General features: G+C 50.3%; 24 protein-coding genes and 1 riboswitch. Of the genes, 21 read left to right on the top strand and 3 right to left on the bottom strand.

Features of this window, described 5'->3' with window-relative positions:
- Positions 1 to 27 precede the first annotated feature (27 nt).
- From MHH82_RS19335 to MHH82_RS19325, 3 genes are read left to right on the top strand one after another with little or no spacing between them, the layout of a single operon-like run.
- Complete coding sequence (locus MHH82_RS19335) at positions 28 to 396, top strand: GntR family transcriptional regulator (protein WP_009591066.1); 369 nt, start codon at positions 28 to 30, stop codon at positions 394 to 396.
- Positions 396 to 1,286 (top strand): ABC transporter ATP-binding protein, encoded by an 891-nt coding sequence (locus tag MHH82_RS19330; protein ID WP_340967475.1) that lies wholly within the window; start codon positions 396 to 398, stop codon positions 1,284 to 1,286. Before MHH82_RS19335 ends, MHH82_RS19330 begins: the two co-directional genes overlap by 1 nt.
- A complete protein-coding gene (locus MHH82_RS19325) occupies positions 1,283 to 1,966 on the top strand; it encodes a hypothetical protein (RefSeq protein ID WP_015736020.1) in 684 nt (227 codons plus the stop codon). Before MHH82_RS19330 ends, MHH82_RS19325 begins: the two co-directional genes overlap by 4 nt.
- 17 nt (positions 1,967 to 1,983) lie before the next feature.
- On the opposite strand, the gene MHH82_RS19320 is transcribed toward MHH82_RS19325, so the two are convergent.
- Positions 1,984 to 3,309 (bottom strand): voltage-gated chloride channel family protein, encoded by a 1,326-nt coding sequence (locus MHH82_RS19320; protein WP_340967471.1) that lies wholly within the window; start codon positions 3,307 to 3,309, stop codon positions 1,984 to 1,986.
- A gap of 71 nt (positions 3,310 to 3,380) precedes the next feature.
- Positions 3,381 to 3,441, bottom strand: a riboswitch (Fluoride riboswitch).
- A gap of 228 nt (positions 3,442 to 3,669) precedes the next feature.
- On the opposite strand from MHH82_RS19320, the gene MHH82_RS19315 reads away from it, so the two are divergent.
- The 4 genes from MHH82_RS19315 (at position 3,670) to MHH82_RS19300 (ending at position 8,599) form a co-directional block, all read left to right on the top strand.
- Positions 3,670 to 4,725 (top strand): FecCD family ABC transporter permease, encoded by a 1,056-nt coding sequence (locus MHH82_RS19315; protein ID WP_340970050.1) that lies wholly within the window; start codon positions 3,670 to 3,672, stop codon positions 4,723 to 4,725.
- Positions 4,726 to 5,760: a FecCD family ABC transporter permease gene (locus MHH82_RS19310; RefSeq protein WP_340967469.1), complete on the top strand. Its 1,035-nt coding sequence runs from the start codon at positions 4,726 to 4,728 to the stop codon at positions 5,758 to 5,760.
- 90 nt (positions 5,761 to 5,850) lie between these two features.
- Positions 5,851 to 7,566: an ABC transporter ATP-binding protein gene (locus tag MHH82_RS19305; protein ID WP_340967467.1), complete on the top strand. Its 1,716-nt coding sequence runs from the start codon at positions 5,851 to 5,853 to the stop codon at positions 7,564 to 7,566.
- Between the two features lie 34 nt (positions 7,567 to 7,600).
- The gene (locus MHH82_RS19300; protein WP_340967466.1) at positions 7,601 to 8,599 is read left to right on the top strand and encodes an ABC transporter substrate-binding protein; all 999 of its coding nucleotides are present in this window, start codon (positions 7,601 to 7,603) and stop codon (positions 8,597 to 8,599) included.
- 104 nt (positions 8,600 to 8,703) lie between these two features.
- Here the strand turns inward: MHH82_RS19300 and MHH82_RS19295 are convergent, their stop codons facing one another.
- On the bottom strand, positions 8,704 to 9,114 hold the full coding sequence (locus MHH82_RS19295) for a winged helix-turn-helix transcriptional regulator (RefSeq protein ID WP_015736014.1): 411 nt from the start codon (positions 9,112 to 9,114) through the stop codon (positions 8,704 to 8,706).
- Positions 9,115 to 9,307: 193 nt separating this feature from the next.
- Here MHH82_RS19295 and MHH82_RS19290 point away from each other — a divergent pair, with 193 nt between their 5' ends.
- The 3 genes from MHH82_RS19290 to MHH82_RS19280 all read left to right on the top strand — a co-directional run bounded on the left by MHH82_RS19290 (position 9,308) and on the right by MHH82_RS19280 (position 12,393).
- Positions 9,308 to 10,525, top strand: a complete 1,218-nt coding sequence (locus tag MHH82_RS19290) for an MFS transporter (RefSeq protein ID WP_340967464.1) — start codon at positions 9,308 to 9,310, stop codon at positions 10,523 to 10,525.
- 109 nt (positions 10,526 to 10,634) lie between these two features.
- A complete protein-coding gene (locus tag MHH82_RS19285; RefSeq protein WP_145037891.1) occupies positions 10,635 to 11,480 on the top strand; it encodes an aldo/keto reductase in 846 nt (281 codons plus the stop codon).
- Between the two features lie 118 nt (positions 11,481 to 11,598).
- On the top strand, positions 11,599 to 12,393 hold the full coding sequence (locus MHH82_RS19280; RefSeq protein WP_015736011.1) for an SDR family NAD(P)-dependent oxidoreductase: 795 nt from the start codon (positions 11,599 to 11,601) through the stop codon (positions 12,391 to 12,393).
- A 33-nt stretch (positions 12,394 to 12,426) separates the two neighbouring features.
- On the opposite strand, the gene MHH82_RS19275 is transcribed toward MHH82_RS19280, so the two are convergent.
- Positions 12,427 to 13,317 (bottom strand): helix-turn-helix transcriptional regulator, encoded by an 891-nt coding sequence (locus MHH82_RS19275; RefSeq protein ID WP_340967460.1) that lies wholly within the window; start codon positions 13,315 to 13,317, stop codon positions 12,427 to 12,429.
- A 166-nt stretch (positions 13,318 to 13,483) separates the two neighbouring features.
- Here MHH82_RS19275 and MHH82_RS19270 point away from each other — a divergent pair, with 166 nt between their 5' ends.
- The 11 genes from MHH82_RS19270 (at position 13,484) to MHH82_RS19220 (ending at position 23,134) form a co-directional block, all read left to right on the top strand.
- Positions 13,484 to 15,364 (top strand): beta-L-arabinofuranosidase domain-containing protein, encoded by a 1,881-nt coding sequence (locus MHH82_RS19270; RefSeq protein WP_340967459.1) that lies wholly within the window; start codon positions 13,484 to 13,486, stop codon positions 15,362 to 15,364.
- A gap of 488 nt (positions 15,365 to 15,852) precedes the next feature.
- Positions 15,853 to 16,575 carry a VOC family protein gene (locus tag MHH82_RS19265; protein WP_036661190.1) on the top strand — a complete coding sequence of 241 codons (723 nt, stop codon included), beginning with the start codon at positions 15,853 to 15,855 and terminating at the stop codon, positions 16,573 to 16,575.
- Between the two features lie 14 nt (positions 16,576 to 16,589).
- Positions 16,590 to 16,997 (top strand): DUF6220 domain-containing protein, encoded by a 408-nt coding sequence (locus tag MHH82_RS19260; protein ID WP_340967456.1) that lies wholly within the window; start codon positions 16,590 to 16,592, stop codon positions 16,995 to 16,997.
- A 238-nt stretch (positions 16,998 to 17,235) separates the two neighbouring features.
- Positions 17,236 to 17,586 (top strand): VOC family protein, encoded by a 351-nt coding sequence (locus MHH82_RS19255; protein ID WP_015736006.1) that lies wholly within the window; start codon positions 17,236 to 17,238, stop codon positions 17,584 to 17,586.
- A gap of 178 nt (positions 17,587 to 17,764) precedes the next feature.
- Positions 17,765 to 18,013, top strand: a complete 249-nt coding sequence (locus MHH82_RS19250; protein ID WP_015736005.1) for a hypothetical protein — start codon at positions 17,765 to 17,767, stop codon at positions 18,011 to 18,013.
- Positions 18,014 to 18,258: 245 nt separating this feature from the next.
- Positions 18,259 to 18,678: a phosphoglycerate mutase family protein gene (locus tag MHH82_RS19245; RefSeq protein ID WP_340967449.1), complete on the top strand. Its 420-nt coding sequence runs from the start codon at positions 18,259 to 18,261 to the stop codon at positions 18,676 to 18,678.
- Between the two features lie 174 nt (positions 18,679 to 18,852).
- Complete coding sequence (locus MHH82_RS19240; protein ID WP_015736003.1) at positions 18,853 to 19,407, top strand: hypothetical protein; 555 nt, start codon at positions 18,853 to 18,855, stop codon at positions 19,405 to 19,407.
- A gap of 76 nt (positions 19,408 to 19,483) precedes the next feature.
- Positions 19,484 to 20,350, top strand: a complete 867-nt coding sequence (locus MHH82_RS19235; RefSeq protein WP_340967445.1) for an aminoglycoside phosphotransferase family protein — start codon at positions 19,484 to 19,486, stop codon at positions 20,348 to 20,350.
- A 161-nt stretch (positions 20,351 to 20,511) separates the two neighbouring features.
- Complete coding sequence (locus tag MHH82_RS19230) at positions 20,512 to 21,234, top strand: SDR family NAD(P)-dependent oxidoreductase (protein ID WP_015736001.1); 723 nt, start codon at positions 20,512 to 20,514, stop codon at positions 21,232 to 21,234.
- Positions 21,235 to 21,261: 27 nt separating this feature from the next.
- Positions 21,262 to 21,894, top strand: a complete 633-nt coding sequence (locus MHH82_RS19225; protein ID WP_015736000.1) for a ThuA domain-containing protein — start codon at positions 21,262 to 21,264, stop codon at positions 21,892 to 21,894.
- Positions 21,895 to 22,126: 232 nt separating this feature from the next.
- Positions 22,127 to 23,134 (top strand): LacI family DNA-binding transcriptional regulator, encoded by a 1,008-nt coding sequence (locus MHH82_RS19220; protein ID WP_251496935.1) that lies wholly within the window; start codon positions 22,127 to 22,129, stop codon positions 23,132 to 23,134.
- Positions 23,135 to 23,144: the final 10 nt, after the last annotated feature.

The raw sequence follows: 23,144 nt of genomic DNA, 5'->3' as shown, positions 1-23,144 counted from the left end.
GGTTATAAACGAAAGTTGGTGAGGTAAATGGCATTTCAGATTGATGACAGCAGACCGATATTCATGCAAATAGCCGACAAAATTGAAGACGACATCATCGAAGCACGACTGCCTGAGGAAACGCAGGTTCCATCAACGAATCAGTTTGCAGCCTTTTACCAGATCAATCCGGCTACAGCTGCCAAAGGGGTTAATCTGCTGGTCGATCAAGGAATTTTGTACAAGAAACGGGGGATTGGCATGTTTGTAGCTTCTGGAGCTCGTGAACTGCTGATGGAGAAACGCAAGACGGAGTTTTATGAACAGTATGTGGTCGCCATGGTTAAGGAAGCGGCCAAACTTGGGATTACCAAAGATCAATTGTCGGAAATGATTCGCAGAGGGGAGCAAGACTGATGAGCCAAACCGTGATCGAAGTAAAGAATTTGAGCAAGGCATACAAGGATGCGACGGCTGTCGATAATGTAAGCTTTACCATCGAGGCGAATAAGATCTATGGATTGCTGGGCAGGAACGGAGCGGGCAAAACGACCATTATGCAGATGATAACGGCGCAGCTGTTCCCGAGCCAAGGGGAGATTCGCGTTTTCGGAGAACATCCATACGAAAATCATAAGGTGATCCGGCAGGTATGCTTCATTAAGGAAGGCCAGAAATATCCGGATATCTTTACGGTCAAGGACGTTATGGGAATTGCCGCCAACGTTTATCCGAATTGGGATGCGGCATATGCGAATAAACTGATCGAGGTATTTCGGCTGCCTATGAAACGACTCGTAAAGAGATTGTCCCGCGGCATGCTCTCATCAGTAGGCATCATCGTCGGACTCGCCAGCCGCGCGCCCGTAACGATCTTTGATGAACCTTATCTTGGACTGGACGCCGTGGCCAGAGAGCTGTTCTATGATCATCTGATCGAGGATTACACGAATCATCCGCGCACGATTATTCTGTCCACGCATTTGATCGATGAAGTCAGCAGATTGCTGGAGCATATTATCGTCATTGATTCCGGCCGAATCTTACTTGACGATGCTACGGATGACTTGCGCGGACGTGCGTTTAAGATCGTCGGTCCTTCCGGAACGGTTGAATCGTTTATCCAAGAGCATGAAGTGATACATCGGGAATCGTTCGCTTCCATGTTGTCCGTCACGGTGATGGGAAACGCGACAACGAAGCTGCAAAAAGAGGCGGAGGAATTGGGCTTGGAAACAACCCCGGTGTCCCTTCAACAATTGATCGTATATTTAACTAAGCACGAAAAGGTGGGGATCCAACCATGAACGGAATTCCTGGCGTAATCCATATTTATTCGAGACAGAAACTATCCTGGTTTTATTTGCCCTGGGCCATCACGGCATTCAGCTTTCTGGTCAACTACATTATTAGCGTATTGGTTAATGGTGAAGCGATCTATGCCGGGGGTTTGGCAACAATCTTTATCTATGTGTTTATCGCGGCTCTGGTATCGGTGCTGCAGCTGTTTCCCTTCTCCCTCGGATTCAGCATTCGAAGAACGGACTTCTATCTGGGTTCTGTTCTGATGGTGGTAGCGTACAGCGTCCTAACGTCGATTATATTATTGGCATTAGCCGAAATAGAAAGCTTAACGAGTTCTTGGGGAGACCGGTTATCGTTTTTCAAACTGCCGTATTTGAATGACGGCACGTTATTCGAACAATTCATCATTTATTTCATATTGCTTCTTACATTTGCCTTTATCGGGATAGGAATCGGCGTGTTCTATCTTCGTCATCGCGGCATTAAGACCTTTGTCATGATGGCGGCCTATTTCATTCTATTATCGGGGGCCAGCGTTCTGGTCACCCACTACGGCTGGTGGAGGCAAGTGATTGACTGGGTTGTCAGACACACTGCCTTTGAATTGTCCCTGTGGCTCATTCCCATCTCGGTTATCCTCGCACTCGTCAGCTACCGCTCGATTCGTAAAAGCTCGGTGTAAAGGCAAAAGACGTCCGATTACTCGGACGTCTTTTTGTTGTCTTTGCGTTTGTTAAACGCCTTCGATCCGGCAAGGGTCGTGCCCGGCGGGTACGAAAGCTGCGGGTGTTTGGAAGTGCCTATAAGTTGCGATGTGTATATGCCGGAGTGACCAGAAAAGAGGTAGCTGATGACGCAGGCCATAAACATATACACCGCGCCTTCACCGCCGAACAGCTCGATTCCCATAATAAAGCAAGCAATCGGGGTGTTTGTCGCTCCGCAAAATACCGCGATGAAACCTAAAGCAGCCAAGAAAGGGGCATGCAATCCGATCCACTCCGACAATGCGCTGCCCAGCGTTGCCCCGATAGCAAACAACGGGGTGACTTCGCCTCCCTGGAACCCTGCTCCGAGCGTCAGCGAGGTAAAGATAATTTTGCCCAGAAAAGTAAAAGGCGAAACTTCGCCAGCGAAGGCCGCTTCAATCAGCGGGATGCCCAGCCCCAGATAATCGCGGGTTCCGAGCAGGTAAACCAGCCCAATGATGATGACGCCTCCTGCAGCGCTTTTGACCATCGGATTGTGAAAAACATAACCGTACCACCGCTTGAGCGAATGGGTTAGCTCACTGAACAGCCGGCTTGTCAGACCGAATAGCATAGAGGCGAAGACGACTTTCATGATTACCATAAAACCCAATGCCGGAATATCTCCGATCGGATAATGCAAATGGCTGACGCCCCATAAAGAGGTAGCGGTCAGATTTCCGACCATACTGGCAGTGAATGCAGGCAGGAGAGCCTGATGCGAGACCAGCCCGATGGCAAGGACTTCAAGCCCGAACAGCGTGCCGGCCAGCGGCGTGCCGAAGATCGATCCGAAACCGCCGCTGATTCCGCAGATCAGCAGTATTTTTCGATCCGACGGCGTTACGCGGATAAGTTTGCCGAGCCACTCCGATAAGCTGCCTCCCATCTGAACGGCAGTGCCTTCACGACCTGCCGATCCGCCGAATAGATGGGTAATTAAAGTACCGATCAGGACCAACGGCGCCATTCGCAATGGAATGCTTTCGGTTCCGCCATGAATTTGTTCCAGGATGAGATTATTTCCCTTGGCACTGCTCTTGCCGAACTTGTAATAAAGGAAGCTGACTGCGGCGCCTCCCAAGGGAAGAAGGTATAACAGCCATGGATTTCCCAAGCGAAGGGAGGTCACGTAGTCCAGACTGTAGAGAAAGAAGGCGGAGGCACTGCCCGTCATCAATCCCACGAGGCTTCCCAGAACGACCCATTTGATGAAGTAACCGGATAACATGGCCAATGACCATTTCCCGGCGCTCTCAATCCATTTTTTCTTCATGCAAGCTCACCCGTTTCTATAAATTCGCCGCTAACCCCCCATACACAAACAGACTCCTACCAGGAAAGCGACCTCTGGTAGGAGTCATTAGCTATGGAAGCGGTTATGGCGAACTCCATCGCCTCATTCAATTAGCATTTATTGTAATGGACCGGCGGCTTATATGTCAACAGACAACAAATCAGGGTTTAAACGAACACTTAATTCGGATTGCTGCGATTGACCTGGAAAAAAGTGCTTGACTTGGACATGGACTTTTTTCCAAGGAGAAATTCAAATTGTCCATGGACGAAGAAAGGTGTCTATTTTATAGTTACCAATGATAATGATAATCAATATCATGAAATTGAGGGGAACATGATGTCATCAAACACGTCCAATCCAAGTATTACGGATGCCAAGACCCACGCCAATATCAAAGGGCGCCCATGGGCTGCGACCCTGATTCTTACCGGGGGCTTGGCAGCATTGGTGCTTGGCATAGCTTTATCCATATCGCTCGGCGCGGCCGACATCGATCTGCGAAATGTATGGGAAGCGGTGTTCTTCTTTAATCCCGATGTGACGGAGCATCAGATTATTCAGGAGCTTCGGCTGCCGAGGGTCCTTGGCGGAGCGATGGTGGGTGCCTGCTTTGCCGTATCGGGTGCGATCATGCAGGGCATGACCCGAAATCCGCTCGCTGATTCGGGTCTGCTCGGATTAAATGCGGGAGCCGGATTTGTCATTGCGATCTGCTTTGCATTTTTTCCGGGATTGCCTTATATGTACCTGATTCTGTTCTCGTTCCTGGGGGCTGGCCTGGGTGCCGTGCTCGTGTACGGAGTCAGTTCCATGGCAAAAGGCGGTCTCACACCGGTTCGTCTCGTTCTGGCGGGTGCGGCGCTGAGCGCTCTGCTAAGCGCGCTGAGCGAAGGCATCGCATTGTATTTTCAGGTCGGACAGGACATGGCGTTCTGGTATGCCGGCGGTACGGCGGGGATTAAGTGGGTTCATCTGAAAATTATGCTGCCTTGGATCGCTGCTGCTATATTGGGTGCAATAGCATTGTCGCGTTCCATTACCATGCTCAGCCTCGGCGACGATATCGCCAAGGGACTCGGTCAGCGAACGGGACTTGTCAAGCTGGGCGGAACGGTAATCGTGCTGGTGCTGGCGGGGGCTGCCGTCTCGGTTGTCGGTGCGGTAGGCTTCGTCGGTCTGATGATTCCGCACCTTACCCGGAAGCTTGTCGGCGTCGACTACCGGCTCATCATTCCCTGCTCGGCCGTACTGGGAAGCTTGCTGGTCGTCATAGCCGACCTGGCGGCAAGAATGGTGAATCCCCCATACGAGACGCCTGTGGGCTCGATCATCGCACTGATCGGTGTGCCCTTCTTCCTTTACTTGGCACGCAAAGAAAGGAGGGAGCTGTAGATGGATGCCGTTACCAATACCATGCACGAGCGTAAAGGCAGGAAGCGCAAGATTATGACGCTATCTGTCCTGGGTGCATTAATCATTCTGGTATTTCTGATCAGCATGAACACGGGGGTCATTCGCTTGTCGCCGCTTGAGGTCATAAAAACCCTGTTTGGCGGCGGGACGGACAAGCAGGAGCTGGTGCTGTTCGAATTCCGCTTGCCGCGGATCGTCATTTCGCTTCTGATTGGTGCCGGGTTGGCGATATCCGGCTGCGTTATGCAGGGCATTTCTCGTAATGAGCTGGCGGACCCCGGCATTTTGGGGATCAATGCGGGAGCCGGATTAATGGTTATGCTGTTCATTTCATTTTTTCCGAGCACGGCCGCGGCCCCGGTCTTTCTGCTGCCGGTACTTGCCTTGATTGGAGCGGGCGGAACCGCCGCATTGATATGCGTACTGGCTTACAAGAAGAATCAGGGCTTTAAGCCGACGGGCCTTCTGTTGACGGGCATCGCCGTAGCGGCCGGCATCAGTGCGGCTATGATCGTGCTGACGCTGCGTTTAAGCCCGGAAAAATATCAGTTTGTTGCCACTTGGCTAGCCGGCAGCATCTGGGGTTCGAGTTGGAAGTTCGTCATGGCATTGCTCCCATGGATGCTTGTGCTGCTGCCCTTCGTGATGTACAAAGCGCAGGTGATGAACGTTCTCAATCTAGGAGAGCCGACGGCAACCGGACTGGGAGCCTCCGTTACAAGGGAGCAATTGAAGCTGCTGGCAGCGGCGGTCGGATTGGCTGCCTCCTGCGTCGCGGTGAGCGGCGGCATCGGATTCGTCGGGCTTATAGCGCCGCATCTGGCCAGGCGCTTGGTCGGTGCGAAGCATCAAATGCTGCTTCCGGTAACGGCGCTGGTCGGAGCCTTGCTGGTCATCACTGCCGACACTTTGGGCCGCTGGATCATTCAACCGTCCGAGATTCCGACCGGGATCGTGGTTGCCGTGATTGGCGCTCCGTACTTCCTGTACCTGCTATCCAGGACAAAAGCTTAGCTGCCCAAGATCGCTGGGATCTAGCGCAAACTTGCGAAGGGTAAGGGCTTGCACATTTTTTAACGCCATTACGGATTTAAGGAGGTCCTTATGCTGCGCCGATTTTTTTCCTATTACAAGCCTTATAAAGGGCTATTCATATTGGATTTTTGCTGCGCTATCTTTGCCGCTTTGTTGGAATTGATATTTCCGGTAGCCGTCAACCGCGTGATCGACGACTTGCTGCCAAGCGGGAACTGGAAGTGGATTTTATACGCTTGCCTTGGGCTTCTCGGCATTTATGTCGTCAGTTCTTTCCTGCATTACGTAGTTACGTATTGGGGTCATAAACTCGGCATCAACATTGAGACGGATATGCGCAAAAAGCTGTTCGATCGGGTTCAGAAGCAATCCTTCCGTTTTTTTGACAACAACAAGACGGGACATCTCGTCTCGAGAATGACCAACGACCTGATGGATATCGGGGAGATTGCCCACCATGGCCCGGAAGACCTGTTCATCGCCGTCATGACGCTTGCCGGAGCGCTGGGCATCATGCTCGGGATCAACTGGCAGCTTGCCGTGATGACGTTTGTGATCGTTCCTTTGATGATCTATTTATCGCTTTATTTCAGCGGGAAAATGTCGGCGGCGTTCAAGCGCATGTTCTCCGATATTGCCGATTACAATGCACGCGTGGAGAACAACGTCAGCGGGATCCGCGTGGTTCAAGCCTTCTCGAACGAGGAGCATGAAATCGCGCGTTTCGCCGAGAACAACAACCGTTTTCGCGTGACAAAGCTGATTGCTTACCGGATCATGGCCTGGAACTCGTCGATCAGCTTTATCCTGATGAAATTCATTTCGCTGTTCGTGCTGGTATGCGGCACCTGGTTCGTGATTGAGGGCCGGATGACCAACGGGGAATTTATCGCTTTTGTCATGCTGTCTAACGTGTTCCTCGGTCCGATTAAACAAATCAATGCGGTCATTGAGATGTATCCGAAGGGAATCGCCGGCTTTAAGCGGTATTTGGAGCTTCTGGAAAGCGAACCCGACGTCGCGGATATGCCGGGTGCCAAGCCGGTCGGCCATGTAGTTGGTGACATTGCCTTTCACGGCGTAACCTTCGGGTACGAGAACAAAGACCACGTCCTGGAGGATGTCCATTTGTCCATTCGCGCAGGCGAAACCGTCGCGCTTGTAGGGCCGTCCGGAGCGGGCAAGACCACGTTGTGCTCATTGCTGCCTCGTTTCTATGACACGGAAGCCGGAAAGATAACGATAGACGGGATCGATATTCGCGACATGACGCTGCAATCCCTTCGTTCCCATATTGGCATCGTCCAGCAGGACGTGTTCCTGTTTGATGGCAGCATCCGCGAAAATATCGCTTATGGCAGGTTAGATGCTGACGACAGCGACATCATGAAAGCGGTGGGCCGTGCCCAGCTTGAAGAGCTGGTTGCTTCGCTTCCGGATGGGCTGGACACCTTGATTGGCGAGCGGGGCGTGAAGCTGTCCGGCGGACAGAAGCAGCGACTGTCGATAGCCCGGATGTTCCTCAAGAACCCGCCGATCCTCATTCTCGACGAGGCGACGTCCGCGCTTGATGCGGAAACCGAAGCGGCGATTCAACAGGCGCTTGCCGAGCTCTCGGAAGGACGAACGACGCTGGTGATTGCCCACCGGCTCGCAACCATCAAGAATGCGGATCGCATCGTGGTCGTTGCGGACAAAGGCATCGCCGAACAAGGAGCCCATGAGGATCTGCTCGCGACGCACGGCATATACAGCCGTTTGCATCGAGCTCAATTCGGGGCTTGATTCAACCAACACCATACTTAGGAGGATGTAAAATATGTTCAAGTCAAAATTACGCGTCATGCTCACCATCCTTGTCTTATGCTCGATCTTCATCTCGGCATGCGGCGCAAATGGAAATACGGCGAATCAAGCCGGTTCCGCAGGCGAAACAGCAACAGGGACGGATACTCCGAAGACTGAAGCCCCAGCCCCAACCACCAAAAAGGTGCCGACAGTTAACGGAGACATCGAAATTCCGACGGATCCTCAGCGAATTGTAGTGGATGCCTACTTGCCGACGCTGCTGCTGCTCGGAGAAAAGCCGGTAGGCGCCACCGCGACGGATTTGGAGAACGTCCATATCCAGGACCTGATCGATGGCATAGAGAACACCGGGGAAAGCTCTGCGGAGAAGATAGTGGAACTTAACCCCGATCTGATTATCAGCGCGAATTCGGACCCGGAGCTATACGAGAAATTGTCCAAAATCGCACCGACCGTCATTCTTCCTTATGAAACCTATCGAGGCGTGCACGAAGAAGTAGAGGGACTCGGCGCAATCCTTGGCAAGGAAGAAGAAGCAAAAGAATGGCTTGCCGGTTTTGATGAAAAAATCGAAGCGCTGCGCACAAAAGTGAACGGTGTGTTGGAAGAAGGTGAGACGTTCTCGATCTTCGGCGCATTCGGCAAAACCTTCTACCTGTACGGTGACGGCATTTATCGCGGGGGCTTGGCCATCTATAAGGAACTCCAGCTAACGCCTCCGGCAACGATCCAAAAGGAATTGATTGATGCCAACGTGACTTACAAGGAGGTTTCCTTGGAAGTGCTCAAAGATTATGCAGGCGATTATATTTTCTTTGATGAGTCCAACGGGGCCGAGATGGATAAGAAGGATAAGGTGTGGACTTCGATTGAAGCGGTGAAGCAGGATCGCGTGTTTTATCTGGATGCCAAGCGATTCTGGCCGTTTGATCCCATTGCGGTCCTGGCTCAGGCCGAGGAAGTGACGGAAATGATCGTCAGCCAAAAAGAGAAGGAGAATGCGAAATAATCAATTTTCGAACATGCGATAGAGATGGAATATATGAAAAGGGCAAGGGCCGTGATCACGGACCTTGCCCTTGCTGTTGTATCAGGAGTGCTTATACTTATAAATCAGGTCAAGCGTGCATCTGAGGTTGTGGGCTCGTCTGAGACTTTTAACTTATCGTTCAGGATGCTGTCTTCAAGCACGCTGAATTTGTCCCCGTATACTTTCGTAATATGTTTTTCGCCCCATGCACAGAGCATATCTAGAATTCCGCTCAAACTTCTGCCGTACTCGCTGAGCTCATATTCCACTTTAGGCGGCACTTGATTATGAATAATGCGATTGATCACGCCATCTTCCTCCAGCTCTCGCAGCTGCTGCGTCAGCATTTTTTGGGTGATGTGCGGCATGAGGCGCTTCAACTCGTTGGTCCGTTTACGGCCATGGGTCAGATGGCAGAGGATCACGCATTTCCACTTGCCCCCGATTACTTCCAATGTTGCTTCGACGGCTATATTGTATTTCTTCGTTTGCATATGGAGCCTCCTATTCTTGATAGGCACTAAAAAGTGCCTAGGGTACTGTCAGGTACCTACATTACAAAAAAGTACGTTCTTCACACAAGTGATGATATGAATCATAATAGCATTTGCCAGCTGGATTACACCATACGTCATATTATTACAATATACAAGCAAGAGAATAGGATAGGGGGAAAATAGGAACATCATGACTATAGATAAAAAAAGAAGTTTGCTTGCGCTAATAGCGCTTGCCGTCAGTGCCTTCGCCATTGGAACAACGGAATTCATCAGCGTAGGGCTTCTGCCGTTGATTGCGGAGGATATGAATATCTCCGTGACGACAGCCGGATTAACTGTGTCGATGTATGCGCTGGGCGTTACCTTCGGTGCGCCGATTCTCACGTCGCTCACATCCAGAATGTCCAGGAAAACCTTGCTGCTCTGGATTATGATCATTTTTATTATCGGTAACAGCTTGGCAGCGAGCGCAGCTTCCATTGGCGTCCTGCTTGCAGCACGGGTCCTGTCGGCCTTTTCACATGGCGTATTCATGTCGATCGGCTCGATTATTGCCGCAAGCGTGGTGCCTGAGAACCGCAGGGCATCGGCGATCTCCATTATGTTCACGGGCCTTACTGTAGCCACGGTCACCGGCGTTCCGCTCGGAACGTTTATCGGTCAGCAGTTGGGCTGGAGGCTTGCTTTTGTCGCGATTGTTGCCGTCGGCATCGTTGCGCTGATTGCGAACAGCATCCTGGTCCCTTCGGACCTGCCTAAGGGAGAACGGACTTCATTCCGCGACCAGGCTAAATTGATGACGAACGGCAGACTGCTGCTCATGCTCCTGATTACGGCACTCGGTTATGGCGGGACCTTTGTTGTCTTCACTTATTTATCCCCATTGCTTCAGGATATAACAGGCTTTAACGAAAATACGGTGGCCGTCATCCTGCTTGTCTATGGGATAGCCATTGCAGTCGGTAACGTGATCGGCGGGAAGGCGGCCAATCGCAACCCGCTGAAAGCCCTGCTCTACATGTTTATAGCCCAAGCCCTGGTGCTGGTTACACTTACGTTTACCGCACCGTTTCAAACGGCGGGACTCATCACGATTATTCTTATGGGATTCCTGGCGTTCATGAACGTGCCGGGTTTGCAGGTTTACGTTGTGATGCTGGCCGAGCGCTTTGCGCCCGGAGCCGTGAATATGGCGTCCGCGCTGAACATTGCCGCATTTAATGCCGGTATCGCCATCGGCGCATTTCTAGGCGGCTTGATCACGAATTCCATGGGCCTGATTCATACGGCATGGATCGGAGCCCTGATGGTGGCCGGTGCGGTCGTGCTCACGGGCTGGAGCTTGAAGCTGGAACGAAAGGATTCGGATAATAAATCGGATAAACCGGATATGCCAGCGGCATGAAGCAACATTTAGGATGAAGGGAGGTGATGACGGAGCGGATCATGGGAGATACTGCACAATAGGTTCATCAATTTATCAGTATCCAAAAAAACTTCGGAGGTTTATCAACATGACAGCAAAACACTTACAAGATACAACCACTTTATATAATGGCGTCAACATGCCTTGGTTTGGTCTAGGCGTATTTAAAGTTGAAGAAGGACCGGAGCTGGTGAATGCCGTTCGTACGGCCATTCAGCACGGCTATCGGAGCGTGGACACCGCCGCCATATACGGCAATGAAGAAGGTGTCGGACAGGGCATTCGCGAAGGCTTGGCAGCTACCGGATTAAAAAGAGAAGATCTGTTCGTCACATCCAAGGTGTGGAATGCCGACCTGGGTTATGAATCGACTTTGAAGGCTTATGAGGAAAGCTTGCGAAAGCTGGGATTGGAGTATTTGGACTTATACCTTATACACTGGCCGGTTGAAGGGAAATATATAGAGGCGTGGAAGGCGCTCGAAACGTTGTACAAGCAAGGGCGCGTAAAAGCCATCGGCGTGAGCAATTTCCAAATCCATCATCTGGAGAAGTTAATGAAGGAAACCGACATCAAACCGATGGTGAACCAGGTGGAATATCATCCCCGATTAACGCAAAAAGAATTGCAGGCGTACTGCCAGGCGAACGGTATTCAGCTAGAAGCTTGGTCTCCCTTAATGCAGGGTCAGCTGCTGGATCAGGAGGACCTTCAGATCATCGCGAAGAAGCATCATAAATCCATCGCACAGATCATTCTTCGTTGGGATCTACAGAACGGTGTGGTGACGATTCCGAAATCGACCAAAGAGCATCGGATCACCGAGAACTCCGATCTATTTGATTTTGAATTGTCCATGGAGGATATGCAGCGCATCGACAGCTTGAATCAGGATCACCGTGTGGGACCGGACCCGGACAATTTTGATTTCTAAAAAATCGGCGTTTACCGCAAGCATATAAGTGTAATGAATAGTGCGACTCTCCTGAGCTTCTCCACCCTGGTGGGGATCGGGAGGGTCCATTCCTACATAACGAAAAGGAGCGAGGATCATGAACTTGGATTTACAGGGTAAAGTTGCATTGGTCACAGGCTCGACATCGGGCATCGGCAAAGCGATCGCCATGTCGCTGGCAGCCGAAGGAGCGTCCGTCATTATCAATGGAAGACACGAGGATAAGGTGAAGCAGACGATCCATGACATTCGCGCCGTCCATCCGGATGCCGAGCTGCGTTATGCCGTGGCGGATCTCGGAACCGAGGAGGGCTGCCATCAGGTCAGGGAAGCCGCCCCGGTCGTTGATATTCTAATCAACAATTTAGGCATCTTCGAGCCTGCCGAATTTTTCGATATATCGGATGCGGAATGGTTCAGGTTCTTCGAGACGAATATTATGAGCGGCGTCCGTTTAACCAGACACTATTTGCAGAACATGATCAGCCGCAATGAAGGCCGAATTATTTTTATCGCGAGCGAAGCAGCCGTCATGCCGTCCCAGGAGATGGCGCATTACAGCGCAACGAAGACGATGCAGCTGTCCCTTTCCCGGAGCTTGGCCGAATTGACGACAGGAACCCGCGTCACGGTGAATACCGTTATGCCCGGCTCCACCCTTACGGAAGGCGTCGAAACGATGCTGGATACGCTGTATCCCGATGAGAATCTTACCATCGAAGAAGCCGAACAGCGGTTTATGAAGGAAAATCGGCCGACTTCCATTATTCAGCGGCTGATTCGTCCGGAGGAAATTGCCGATTTCGTCGCCTACCTGAGCAGTCCCAAATCCTCCGCGATCAACGGTTCGGCACTCCGGATTGACGGCGGCTTGGTACGAAGCGTATTCTGAGCAAGCCAAAAGCCTAACGCATTCGATGGCATGCTATCGGGATGAACGGTACTTTAGCCTGAAAGAGTTGGGTTTAAACCCGGTATAACGAACAAAGCAGCGAATGAAATACGGAAACGAGCCGAACCCGGATTCCTCGGCTATGCGTCCGATCGGCTCGTTGGTGTGGATCAGCAAGCGTTTTGCTTGCTCGATCCGATGCCGCGTCAGAAACTCCAGGGGCGTGCAGCCGAACGTTTTTTTCATGCAAATGGAAATATAATTCTGGTGAAAGTGCATGGCATCGGACAATTGCTGGTAGCTGACCGGCTCTTTGTAATGTGCTCTTAAATAGTTGGCCGTTCGTTCGGCAATGGCATAATGGGGATGCTGCTGCTGGATTCCTTCTTCTTCGGCTTGGAACAACAGCAGCAGCTCATGCATCAGCTGTTGCTGTTTCCAGCGTGCCGCGGAAGATGGCGATTGCTGGAGCAGCTGCAGTTGTTCAATCAGACGTCCGGCCTGCGCTTTCGAAGACAGTTCTCCGTACTTGAGAATATAGAAAGAGAAATTATCAAATTGCACATAAGGGTGATCCGATTGCGATAAGGCAAACGGGATCCGTTCCTCCGCTTCAATCCACGGTGCGACCGTCTGAAAATGCAGCCAATAAAAATGGGTTTCCTCCTGACAGGGCAGGTACGTACGGTGTGCGGCATCGGGTCTTAGAATCAGGTGATACCCTGCCTTTACGCTGTAAGATACTCCGTTCTCTTCCAGGAATAACTCCCCTCTGGTCACGAGAAGCAGATCAAAGACACCGATGTTATACCGATCCGGATGTCGATCTCCCTCCTGGTAGGTATCTTCTCCGCAAATCATATAATGCGGCAATGGCGGAGCCGTAAACTGGAAAATCATCTCCGGCCGGTCCTCCTTCTCCAACTGGCTTTTCTCCATGATAATCGTTTTGTTGCTCCGGATTCAATCCATCATGATGTTGTAATCGGATAAAAAGATGTTGTTTCTGTGTATAGGGAAACGCCGGTTGAGATGATATATTTCTACCTGAGTAAGCACCTATAAGACAGAACAAGGAGCGTGGAAGTCGATGCTGCATCAGACGGCTTTTAATAGTTTGCCGCTTAGAGCGATTAAGCCGGCCGGCTGGCTTAAGGATCAGCTGGAGATTCAAGCAAGCGGGTTTACGGGACATCTGGAGGAACAGTGGAAGGACGTCGGAGCAGACAACGGATGGCTTGGCGGCCAGGGAGAGAGCTGGGAGCGGGGACCGTATTATGTTGACGGTTTGCTTCCTTTAGCTTATTTGCTGGAGGACGAGTCTTTGATCGCTAAAGCGAATCGATGGGTCGAGTGGTCGCTTGCCAGCCAGCAGGAGAACGGCATGTTCGGTCCGGCGCGCATCACCTCCGTGAATCAGGATATCGATAAGGATCAGGATTGGTGGCATTATATGATCATGCTGAAAGTGATGATGCAGCATGAGGAAGCAACGGGCGACGAACGCATCATTCCGTTTCTGACCAAGTTCTTTACTTACGTCCATTCGGTCATTGAGGAACAGCCGCTGCGGGGCTGGGCCAAAACCAGGGGGGCCGAGATGCTGCTGTGCATCGCGTGGCTGCATAAACGAACGGCGCAGCCTTTCCTGCTGCAGCTTGCGGATACGATCGCGGAACAAACCACGGACTGGAGCGGTATTTTTCATGATTTTCCGTTCTGGCGCAAGGTTGAAGAGTGGGATTGGACAACCCATGTCGTGAACGTGGCGATGGGCATCAAAACGCCGGGCGTGCTGTATGAATTACACGGAAATCCGGTGGAGCGGGAAAGCGTGCACCGGGGCATCGATTCCTTGATGACGTACCACGGGCAAGCGCACGGCATGTTCTCGGGAGACGAGTGGTTGTCCGGCACCCATCCGAGCCAAGGGGTTGAATTGTGTGCCGTCGTCGAGTATATGTTTTCGATGGAGCAGCTGACGCGCATTTTCGGGGAGGGACGCTTCGGGGATATTTTGGAGAAGGTCGCGTTTAATGCGCTGCCTGCCGCCATCTCTGCGGATTGGACCTCGCATCAGTATGATCAGCAGGTCAACCAAATGATCTGCAACGTCGCTCCGCGGGCTTGGAGCAACAGTCCCGATGCCAACGTATTCGGCCTGGAGCCGAATTTCGGGTGCTGCACGGCCAATATGCATCAGGGCTGGCCCAAGCTGGCCTCGCACCTGTGGATGAAGGACCAGGAGGACGGGGTAGTTGCCGTTTCCTATGCTCCCTGCACGGTTAGAACAACGGTTGGCCGCCAGGGCGTGTCCGCTGAGATTGCGGTCACCGGCGAATATCCATTCAAGGATCGCATTCAAATCCATCTGTCGCTTGAACGCGCGGAATCATTCCGGATATCGCTGCGCATCCCGGCCTGGTGCGACCATCCCGTCATTACCTTGAACGGGCGCGAAATGCCAATTCAGGCAGAGTCCGGTTATGCCGAGATCGTGCAGACCTGGCAGAGCGGCGATCTGCTGGAACTGTATCTGCCTATGGAAGTGAAGACCGAGTCACGCAGCATGTATGCAACCAGCATTACAAGAGGACCGCTGGTGTACGTGCTGCCTGTGAAGGAGAACTGGCAGATGATCCGGCAGCGCGAGATGTTCCACGATTGGGAGCTCTATCCTGCTTCCCCATGGAAATACGGACTGATGGCCGATACGTCGTTCGAGGTGCTGGAGCGGGAGGTGGTCCGTCAACCGTTCCTGGCTGCCGATGCGCCTGTACGGGTGAAGGTGAAGGGCCAGCTGATCCGGGATTGGAAAATGGAAGGCAACAACGCCGGAAACCCACCGCTGCATCCGAACACGGACGGCCAGCCCGTTACGGAATTGGAGTTGGTTCCGTACGGAAGCGCGAAGCTTCGGATCGGAGAATTCCCTCTGATCGGGGATCGGACCAGAATCGCTAAGAATTAAGCAGGTATGTTAACACATTCGAAAACCGCGGATATCGCGGTTTTTTTGTTGTACGAATCTATGTCCAAATCACCAAAAGGAATGAGCAGAAATATTGCGATTACCTCTGAAAGATGTCGCAACCCTTGTTCCGTAGTGCATGAAGAATGCGAACAAGCGGTAAGCACCGCAGGTATTCATGAATGCGGGATATGTATCCATTGCGGGCCGGGCCTAAAAATAGCCTTTACACTCAGCGCGGAGAATCGAATCAAGATAGACGACAATTGTGGGCTGCACTATACGGGCTATTTTTAGATCGCTGTTTTCATTTTGTCACATAATCGGCCTCCTTCCTGTCTTGTTTAATGACAACGCATGAAGGAGGTTTCTTCGATTGAATGCAAAGCATGATGTGGCCATTGTGGGTGGAGGTATTGCCGGACTGACCTCGGCTCTTTATTTAGCGAGAGACCTGATAAACTCAAATATCTGGAGGAGGTAGTGAGATGAGAATCATCGAATTGGAACTGAGAACCGCCCGGTTAGCCGAACTGAAGGAGTTCTACACTGAAAGACTTGGATTTGCTCTAGCAGATATCACGGAACATTCCATCACGATCGTTGCCGGTGAAACGAGGTTGACTTTCGTTCGAGAGGAGGAGGAAGGGGTACGGCCGTCCTACCATTTGGCAATGAACATCCCCGAGAACCAAATTCGCGAAGCGAAAAGCTGGATCCTGGCCAAAGGCTGTCAGGTGCTTTCCGCTGCACCGCTTCCGTTCGCTGGAATCCAGGCAAACGAAGATATCGCCTATTTCGAAGGAACGGATGCGCATGCCTTCTATTTCGAGGATCCTTCGGGGAATCTGGTGGAGTTCATCGCGCGGCATCGAATGGATAATGCCTTATCAGAGCCTTTCGATCATGAATCCATTCTGAATGTCAGCGAGATCGGCTTTCCGCTCCGCGGAAGCGTATCCGAGGCCGTTCAGCGCCTAGATTCTCGATTTAACGTCACGCGTTATATCGGGGACGGAAAGACGTTTCAGATGCTCGGTGACGAGTACGGAATGTTCATCCTGGGGGATATGGCCATCGGCTGGTATCCTTCGATGAAGATTCCGGAAGTTCATCCTATCGGAATGACGATTCTCGATTTCCAAGAAGGGGAGTTTCAATTGGATCCGTACCCATACACCATTCGTGCGGTGTCCGAAAGGTTTGTCTAAGGGAGGAGTTAACGATGGAAGTACAAGAAATAACCGCAACCCGCTCTTCGCTGCCGGCAGCCGCTCAATATGCGCGGCTAGGTTTTAGTATATTGAACGTGCTTTTTGCGATCTGCATCGCGCTACAGGTGTTCTTGGCTGGATTCGCGCTGTTCGTGGATTCGTCTCAATGGGGGATGCATGGTAATTTCGCCATGTACTTCGCGCCTATCCCCGTATTGTTGTTTATATTGTCTTTTCCGGCGAGACTGCCCAAGGGCATGAAAGTTAAGAGTTTGGTGCTGATCGGCCTAATCCTTTTGATCTTCGCGACGGCTGTCTTTTCGGAAAAAATCGGATTTGCGGCAGCGGCACATCCCGTCATCTCGCTGGGCTTATTCTTGAACGCGTTGTTGATTATGAGGGAGATTACGAAAGGATAGATGAGAGAAAGAAGCCTATAAATTTGCCATAAACAATGATAAAGCATAAGCTGGAAACACGAAGCCACGTATATATACCTGTTTCCCAATCGTCTTTATGAATAGAGTGAAAACGAATTTATATATAATTGTATAAAAGTAAAACTATGGTATTCTGAGAGCAGAAGGATGAGGTTGTTCCTCGAACGGGACCATTGTTGAGTAAAAATTTGATATCAAAACTTTAGGAGGATGAAAAATGAAGGTCAAACGAATTGTTACAAATGTTGCGACGCAGGACATTTCCAAAGCTTCGTATTTTTACGGGGAAGTACTTGGACTTGATCAACTAATGGATATGGGATTTATTGCAACATACGGTTCGCATGAGAAAATGGGCACTCAGGTTAGTTTCCTATCAGAGGGAGGCTCCGGAGCACCTGTGCCTGATCTGTCAATTGAGGTTGATGATCTTGATGAGGCGTTAACTCGGATAAAAGAAGCAGGAATTCCAATTGAGTATGGACCAACCGAGGAGCCATGGGGGGTTCGGCGTTTTTTTGTTAGGGACCCATTCGGGAAACTTATCAATATCCTTATCCATCTATAAATAATAAATGGAGCAAATTGTTGCATGGGCAGCGATAGCCCGGCAATGGAACTCGTCCAACAAATGGGGCAGACGTATGGAGAACTTCATCGTTACGGGCCCATTTATGAAGTATATTCAAGCTGGCAACGGACAACGCTTAAGGTTAAGTAAATCTTATGTGGGAGGTCATAATTTCTTGAAATTTGAACTAGGACGTTGCTTACTGAATGAACGATTGGTGGAATCCGGGAAGTCAGCGGAATGGTTGGCAAAAGACTTGCTTATTAAACCGGAACGAGTATACGACTTTATGGAGAACAAAAGAGTGATGCCACTCAAAATTGCCATATCGATCGCCGATTCCATCGGTTGTGACGTTCGTGCTTTATATGAATTAATTCCGCAGCATAATGAAGCAAAGGGAGATTCGCGGAATAATGGGTAGGCTGCACTAAGACTACAAATGTGATCCATTGATCTAAGTTAACGGGAATCGATTGCTCCTATCCAAATTAGAAGGCAGCTGATCATTTGTGATCGGCTGCCTTTTTTAAACTCTCCGCAATTCATGAACCGATTAGATAAGCATTTAGTTATATTTCACTGCACATAGTTCATTAGCTAACGGGCAGGATTACTCAGTTAAATCATAGAATACCTAATATGGGATTTGATCTTAGGAGGGCGGATATGGATTTCACATTTATTCGGCACGGTCATGGAGAACATCTCAACGATTATCCAAATCGGTTGAATACGCTCCATCCTAGTCTTACAGAGTACGGCAAATTTCAAGTAACGCAGCTACGAAATGAAATTAAAATGGATCCTGATGATTTAGTTCTTGTAAGTCCCACTAAACGTACAATTGAGACGGCAACGATTATAAAAAATGGCATGGACTTCATTATTTCTCCATTGGTTGGTCCGAGAATGTTTCCTCAGAACCCCGAACTTCCTTTTTTAGCTTGCGATCACATCCTTTCTAAAACGGAATTACCGATCTGTATGGAGATACTGAAATTCTTGATTTCAATTTGGATTGCTGGAAAGAAGGGATCAATAGGATCGAACAGAATATTTTCGAAGGATATGCTGCGCGGTTGTTAGAGTGGATCGGGGAAAGTTATAAAAAAATATTCTTTATTTCACATGATGGTACGATAACGAATTATCGGATATTGCTTGGAGAAAAAGGATTGACCAGGAAAGATTTTCTCGGGGAGGCTGGGGTATACCGAATGAACTTGTAAGCTGTTGGTACTTTTGTCAAAGGAGATCTTCATGAAGAAAAAAATAATAGTGGTCCTATTGCTTGGTTTTGTTGTTCTGGTAAGCGGAAATGCTCAACGGGATTCAATCGCTACGCCCCTTTATGAGGGCCGAAGCCTCGTTATTGGTGTAATTGGAGATACACCGCAAGTAGGGGAGAAGGAGCATGTGGATTTTCGGGACATTACGTTTGAGCAGTTAGAGGATCCGTACTTTTCCTCAGACCTTGACGCCATTTTCATAACGAAAGAACATTTGGCTAAAGCATCCGAGCCTAAGTATACGGAAATTTACCAAAAGGCGGACATACCCTTTTTCTTTATCGAGTCCAAGAAGTCCCACGTCCCCTTCACCGTTAAAGAATTGTCCTATAACGAGGTTCCGGATCTTTCACCGGATACGTACGTAACAGGTTTCTACGGCAAGAAGGCTCAATACTGGGATTATGGCTTACATAACGATGCAATGAATGAGACCAATATCAAGGTAACGTACTCCAATATCTTTACGATCATCGAGTCGCTGCACAGCGAAGATTCCGAGCCAATATATCGCACTGGAGGGTAAGCCTGGGGGTTACATTGGTCATGCAATTGATCTTCTATCCGTGTTAAACCATAGAGACATCCTCTGAAAGGCTGTGATGAACATCGGAAACCCATTGCGGGAAATCAATTGGGTGGAGAAAAGCAATACCCTTGAAGTTTTGCTCGAGCATGAAGGTTCATTTCAAACAGTCTCCTTGGATTCGGGGCTGGAGGCAGAGGTAATGAAAATCGCCGCGCCAACGGCAGACTACGTACTGAAAGTATGGAACAAAGCGTCCAAGCCGAATGTACATGCTCAATATCAGATTTTGAATGCATTATTCACGCATGGAAGTTCAGTCTCTGAGCCTGTGGGCTGGGGAACGAACCGAAATGGCGATTCAACATTGCTGACCAGTTATGACGGAACGCCCGTGCAAACGGTCGATCAGCGTAAACTAACGAAGCTGGTGAAGATTTTAGCGGATATACATAAGCTCCCGCTTGAAGATTTTATTGGTGACCGATTACCCCGATATGAGTTCATTGATTATTTCTTTCCCCGCATCGAGAACCACCCCGATATCCGGGTTCTTCTGGAAGAACTTCTTCAGCGTGCGGATATGAAACAATCTAGTTTGATCCATGGCGATTACCACCTGGGCAATATTCTTGAGACTAAAGACAAGCTGACGGTAATCGATTGGACGAACGCCCAATGGGGGGATCCCAGATATGATGTTGCTTGGTCGATTATCGTAATGTGGGTATTTGCAAGCGAAAAGCAAGCCTCCATCTATCGTGCCGTATGTTGTGCCGAGTATCGTTATGATGAACATGACCTTGAATTGTTTGAAGCCATAGCCTGTCTGAGAGGAATCATGCTGTTTAAGGCGAATGATGTACCTATCGGTCATCGTACCATCTCAAGGTTTAGGTCCATATTGTCCAAAAACGAATATTTAAACGACCAATTGCTCTAAAGCACTCCTAGATGAAAATCAAGCTAAATGTGTAGCAGTATCAGGTTATGCTTAAACGGTTGCTAAAGAGCATTAGAAGAGATTACGCAGGAATGGCATTTGGGGAAACTCCCGTATGTCGGTTGCACCGCATTTAATGGATAAAGGAGAGTTGTTGCCCATTGGAAACAATCGCTTGCGTCACGGGAGCCGATCGGGGGTTGGGATTGAGCTTGGCGAAATGGCTTCTTGAAAACGGATACACCGTGTTTGCCGGACGCTATATGGAGGATTGGGACGCGCTGGATCGATTGCTGGAGGATTATCCGGACCAGTTGGAGCTGATTCCGCTTGATATCGGCGACGATGCCAGCGTGCAGCAGGCAGCCAAGCTGATCCGGGATAAGGCGCCGCATTTGGATCTGCTCATAAACAATGCCGGCATCACGAAACGGTCCGATCTGGCGAACATTCAGGGCGAACTGGATTTTGCCGACATGGCCCAAATCTACAACGTCAATACCCTTGGACCTCTTCGGGTAAGTCATGCTCTTATCGAACTGCTGCTTCAAGGAAATAACAAGCTCGTGGTCAATATCTCATCCGAAGCCGGCAGCGTTAGCAGAAATAAACGCAAGGAGATGTACGGCTACTGCATGTCGAAATCCGCGCTCAATATGCAATCCTCGATACTGCATCAGCATCTGTCAGCCGATGGAGGCCAGGTCATGGTGTTCTATCCCGGATGGCTGCAATCCTACATGAGCGGCGAACTGAATCAAGAAGCGGCCGTGCCGCCGGACGTGTCTGCCGATCGCATCATGAAACTTGTGATGGACCATAAGGCATACGTTGGCGAACAGCCGATTTTTCTGGATTATGAAGGACAAGTGTGGCCCTGGTAAAAGGGCGGGAGAGGAGACTGCAAATCTATGAAAGCGATTGCGCTGGGACAATACGAGGGAGCGAAATATCATCCGTTTAAGCAAATTGACCGCGAACTGCAAACCATTTTCGAACCTGCGATGGACGTGGAATGCACGGATGATTACGCCGTACTGCAAAAAGATAAGCTGGAGGGATATGATCTGTTCATATCGTACGCAGAGTTTTCGGATGGGGAGATGCCCGAAAATCAGGTACAAGCGCTTATATCCTATGTGCGCAACGGCGGGGGGCTGTTAGTTATCCACAACGGCATCTCGCTGCAGCGGAGCACGGAGCTGGAAAAGTTAATCGGCGGGCGATTTACGGGACATCCGGCATATACGTCGCTGCCCGTTCGATATCAATCGGGGAGCCATCCGATCGTGGAGAGCTTAACCGATTTTACGATCGATGAAGAACCCTATCGGTTCGAATTGAGTCCGCATGAAACAACGGTCGTCTTTGCGGAATACGAGCATGACGGCCAGCGCTGGCCTGCGGCGTGGGCACATCCATACGGCTCCGGCCGGGTGGTATATCTGATGCCAGGTCATCATTTGCCGTCTTTTCGGATAGAATCCGTGCGTCATCTGATTCGGGAGAGCGGGCTGTGGGCTGCCCGAAAGTGCGTAGACTAGAAAATCGGCACGCATTATAGGCATTTCATCACCGCTCTCGAAGGCGGTGATTTTTAATTTGCGCGGAATAGTTCCTGCTGCCAAACGATTCGTTCCGCCCGGATCTGTATTTCCGGAAAATTCTAAAAAGAGGGTTGACAGCAGCATGTCCCTTCTTGTAATCTGTGTATGTAATCGTTTACGTAATCGATTACATACAGGAATCAGGATGATATTTTGAGGTGAACGATGATTGGCAAAAGCAACGATTAAACAAGTAGCAGCGGCAGCAGAAGTATCAACGGCAACCGTTTCAAGAGTGCTTAACAACAGCGATTACGTAAGCGATGAAATTAAAGAGCGGGTGATGGCGGCCGTGAACCGGTTGAATTATCGTCCAAGCGCCATCGCACGCAGCCTGAAGCAGGACCGGACTTACATGATCGGCGTGATCGTGCCCGATATTTCTAACCCCTATTTCATGGGCATATCCCGAGGCGTTGAGGATATTGTAGGCAAAGAAGGCTTTCAGTTAATATTTTGCAGCTCGGACGAAAACCCGGAGAAGGAGAGGCGATTGCTAAAGCTTCTGCAGGAAAAGCGCGTGGATGCCGTCGTATTGGCAACGTCGGGCGGGAACGACCCGGCGATCAAGCAGATCGCGGATTCCAACATGCCGATCGTGCTCGTGGACAGGAAGCTGGACTCGCCGGAAACAGGATCGATGCTCGATCTGGTAGCCGAGGACAATACCGAGGGAGCCTCGCGTCTAACCCGGAAGCTCCTGGAGGAAGGACATACGGCTATCGGCGTAGTTAACGGGCCAACGAGATCAAGCACGGGGAGGGAACGTCTTGAAGGCGTCATGAACGCGATGAAGGCATTTGGGCTGAACGAGGGCCCCATGGTGTATAACGGAGATTTTTCCACGGAGGACGGAATCCGGGCAGTTCAGCAATTTCTGAACGCGGAACGCAGGCCAACCGCCATCATTTCCCTGAATAACCGCATGAGCCTGGGCGTCCTGCTCGAGATTGTACGCAGCGGCCTGAAAATTCCTGCCGACATGGCAGTTGCTTCTTTCGGCGAGGTGGAAGCCGGGCCTTTACTCAAGGAATCGGGACTCTACTACATGGAGCAGCATCCCTACGATATGGGAATCAAGGCCGGAGAAATCCTTCTAAGCCGAATACGTGAAGAAGCCCGGCAGGATCCACCGGCTTATGAAATATACAGCAATGAAGTCAAACAGTTGAACTGATCGTACATGC

The sequence above is a fragment of the Bacillus sp. FSL K6-6540 genome, assembly GCF_038007545.1.
Note: the sequence above shows the minus strand (reverse complement) of the source record. Positions and strands in the feature narration are given on the sequence as shown.

Excerpts from the sequence above, each read along its gene's own strand:
- MHH82_RS19335 (WP_009591066.1), top strand. The coding sequence starts at position 28 with ATGGCATTTCAGATTGATGACAGCAGACCGATATTCATGCAAATAGCC.
- MHH82_RS19330 (WP_340967475.1), top strand. The coding sequence starts at position 396 with ATGAGCCAAACCGTGATCGAAGTAAAGAATTTGAGCAAGGCATACAAG.
- MHH82_RS19325 (WP_015736020.1), top strand. The coding sequence starts at position 1,283 with ATGAACGGAATTCCTGGCGTAATCCATATTTATTCGAGACAGAAACTA.
- MHH82_RS19320 (WP_340967471.1), bottom strand. The coding sequence starts at position 3,309 with ATGAAGAAAAAATGGATTGAGAGCGCCGGGAAATGGTCATTGGCCATG.
- MHH82_RS19315 (WP_340970050.1), top strand. The coding sequence starts at position 3,670 with ATGTCATCAAACACGTCCAATCCAAGTATTACGGATGCCAAGACCCAC.
- MHH82_RS19310 (WP_340967469.1), top strand. The coding sequence starts at position 4,726 with ATGGATGCCGTTACCAATACCATGCACGAGCGTAAAGGCAGGAAGCGC.
- MHH82_RS19305 (WP_340967467.1), top strand. The coding sequence starts at position 5,851 with ATGCTGCGCCGATTTTTTTCCTATTACAAGCCTTATAAAGGGCTATTC.
- MHH82_RS19300 (WP_340967466.1), top strand. The coding sequence starts at position 7,601 with ATGTTCAAGTCAAAATTACGCGTCATGCTCACCATCCTTGTCTTATGC.
- MHH82_RS19295 (WP_015736014.1), bottom strand. The coding sequence starts at position 9,114 with ATGCAAACGAAGAAATACAATATAGCCGTCGAAGCAACATTGGAAGTA.
- MHH82_RS19290 (WP_340967464.1), top strand. The coding sequence starts at position 9,308 with ATGACTATAGATAAAAAAAGAAGTTTGCTTGCGCTAATAGCGCTTGCC.
- MHH82_RS19285 (WP_145037891.1), top strand. The coding sequence starts at position 10,635 with ATGACAGCAAAACACTTACAAGATACAACCACTTTATATAATGGCGTC.
- MHH82_RS19280 (WP_015736011.1), top strand. The coding sequence starts at position 11,599 with ATGAACTTGGATTTACAGGGTAAAGTTGCATTGGTCACAGGCTCGACA.
- MHH82_RS19270 (WP_340967459.1), top strand. The coding sequence starts at position 13,484 with ATGCTGCATCAGACGGCTTTTAATAGTTTGCCGCTTAGAGCGATTAAG.
- MHH82_RS19265 (WP_036661190.1), top strand. The coding sequence starts at position 15,853 with ATGAGAATCATCGAATTGGAACTGAGAACCGCCCGGTTAGCCGAACTG.
- MHH82_RS19260 (WP_340967456.1), top strand. The coding sequence starts at position 16,590 with ATGGAAGTACAAGAAATAACCGCAACCCGCTCTTCGCTGCCGGCAGCC.
- MHH82_RS19255 (WP_015736006.1), top strand. The coding sequence starts at position 17,236 with ATGAAGGTCAAACGAATTGTTACAAATGTTGCGACGCAGGACATTTCC.
- MHH82_RS19245 (WP_340967449.1), top strand. The coding sequence starts at position 18,259 with ATGGATTTCACATTTATTCGGCACGGTCATGGAGAACATCTCAACGAT.
- MHH82_RS19240 (WP_015736003.1), top strand. The coding sequence starts at position 18,853 with ATGAAGAAAAAAATAATAGTGGTCCTATTGCTTGGTTTTGTTGTTCTG.
- MHH82_RS19235 (WP_340967445.1), top strand. The coding sequence starts at position 19,484 with ATGAACATCGGAAACCCATTGCGGGAAATCAATTGGGTGGAGAAAAGC.
- MHH82_RS19225 (WP_015736000.1), top strand. The coding sequence starts at position 21,262 with ATGAAAGCGATTGCGCTGGGACAATACGAGGGAGCGAAATATCATCCG.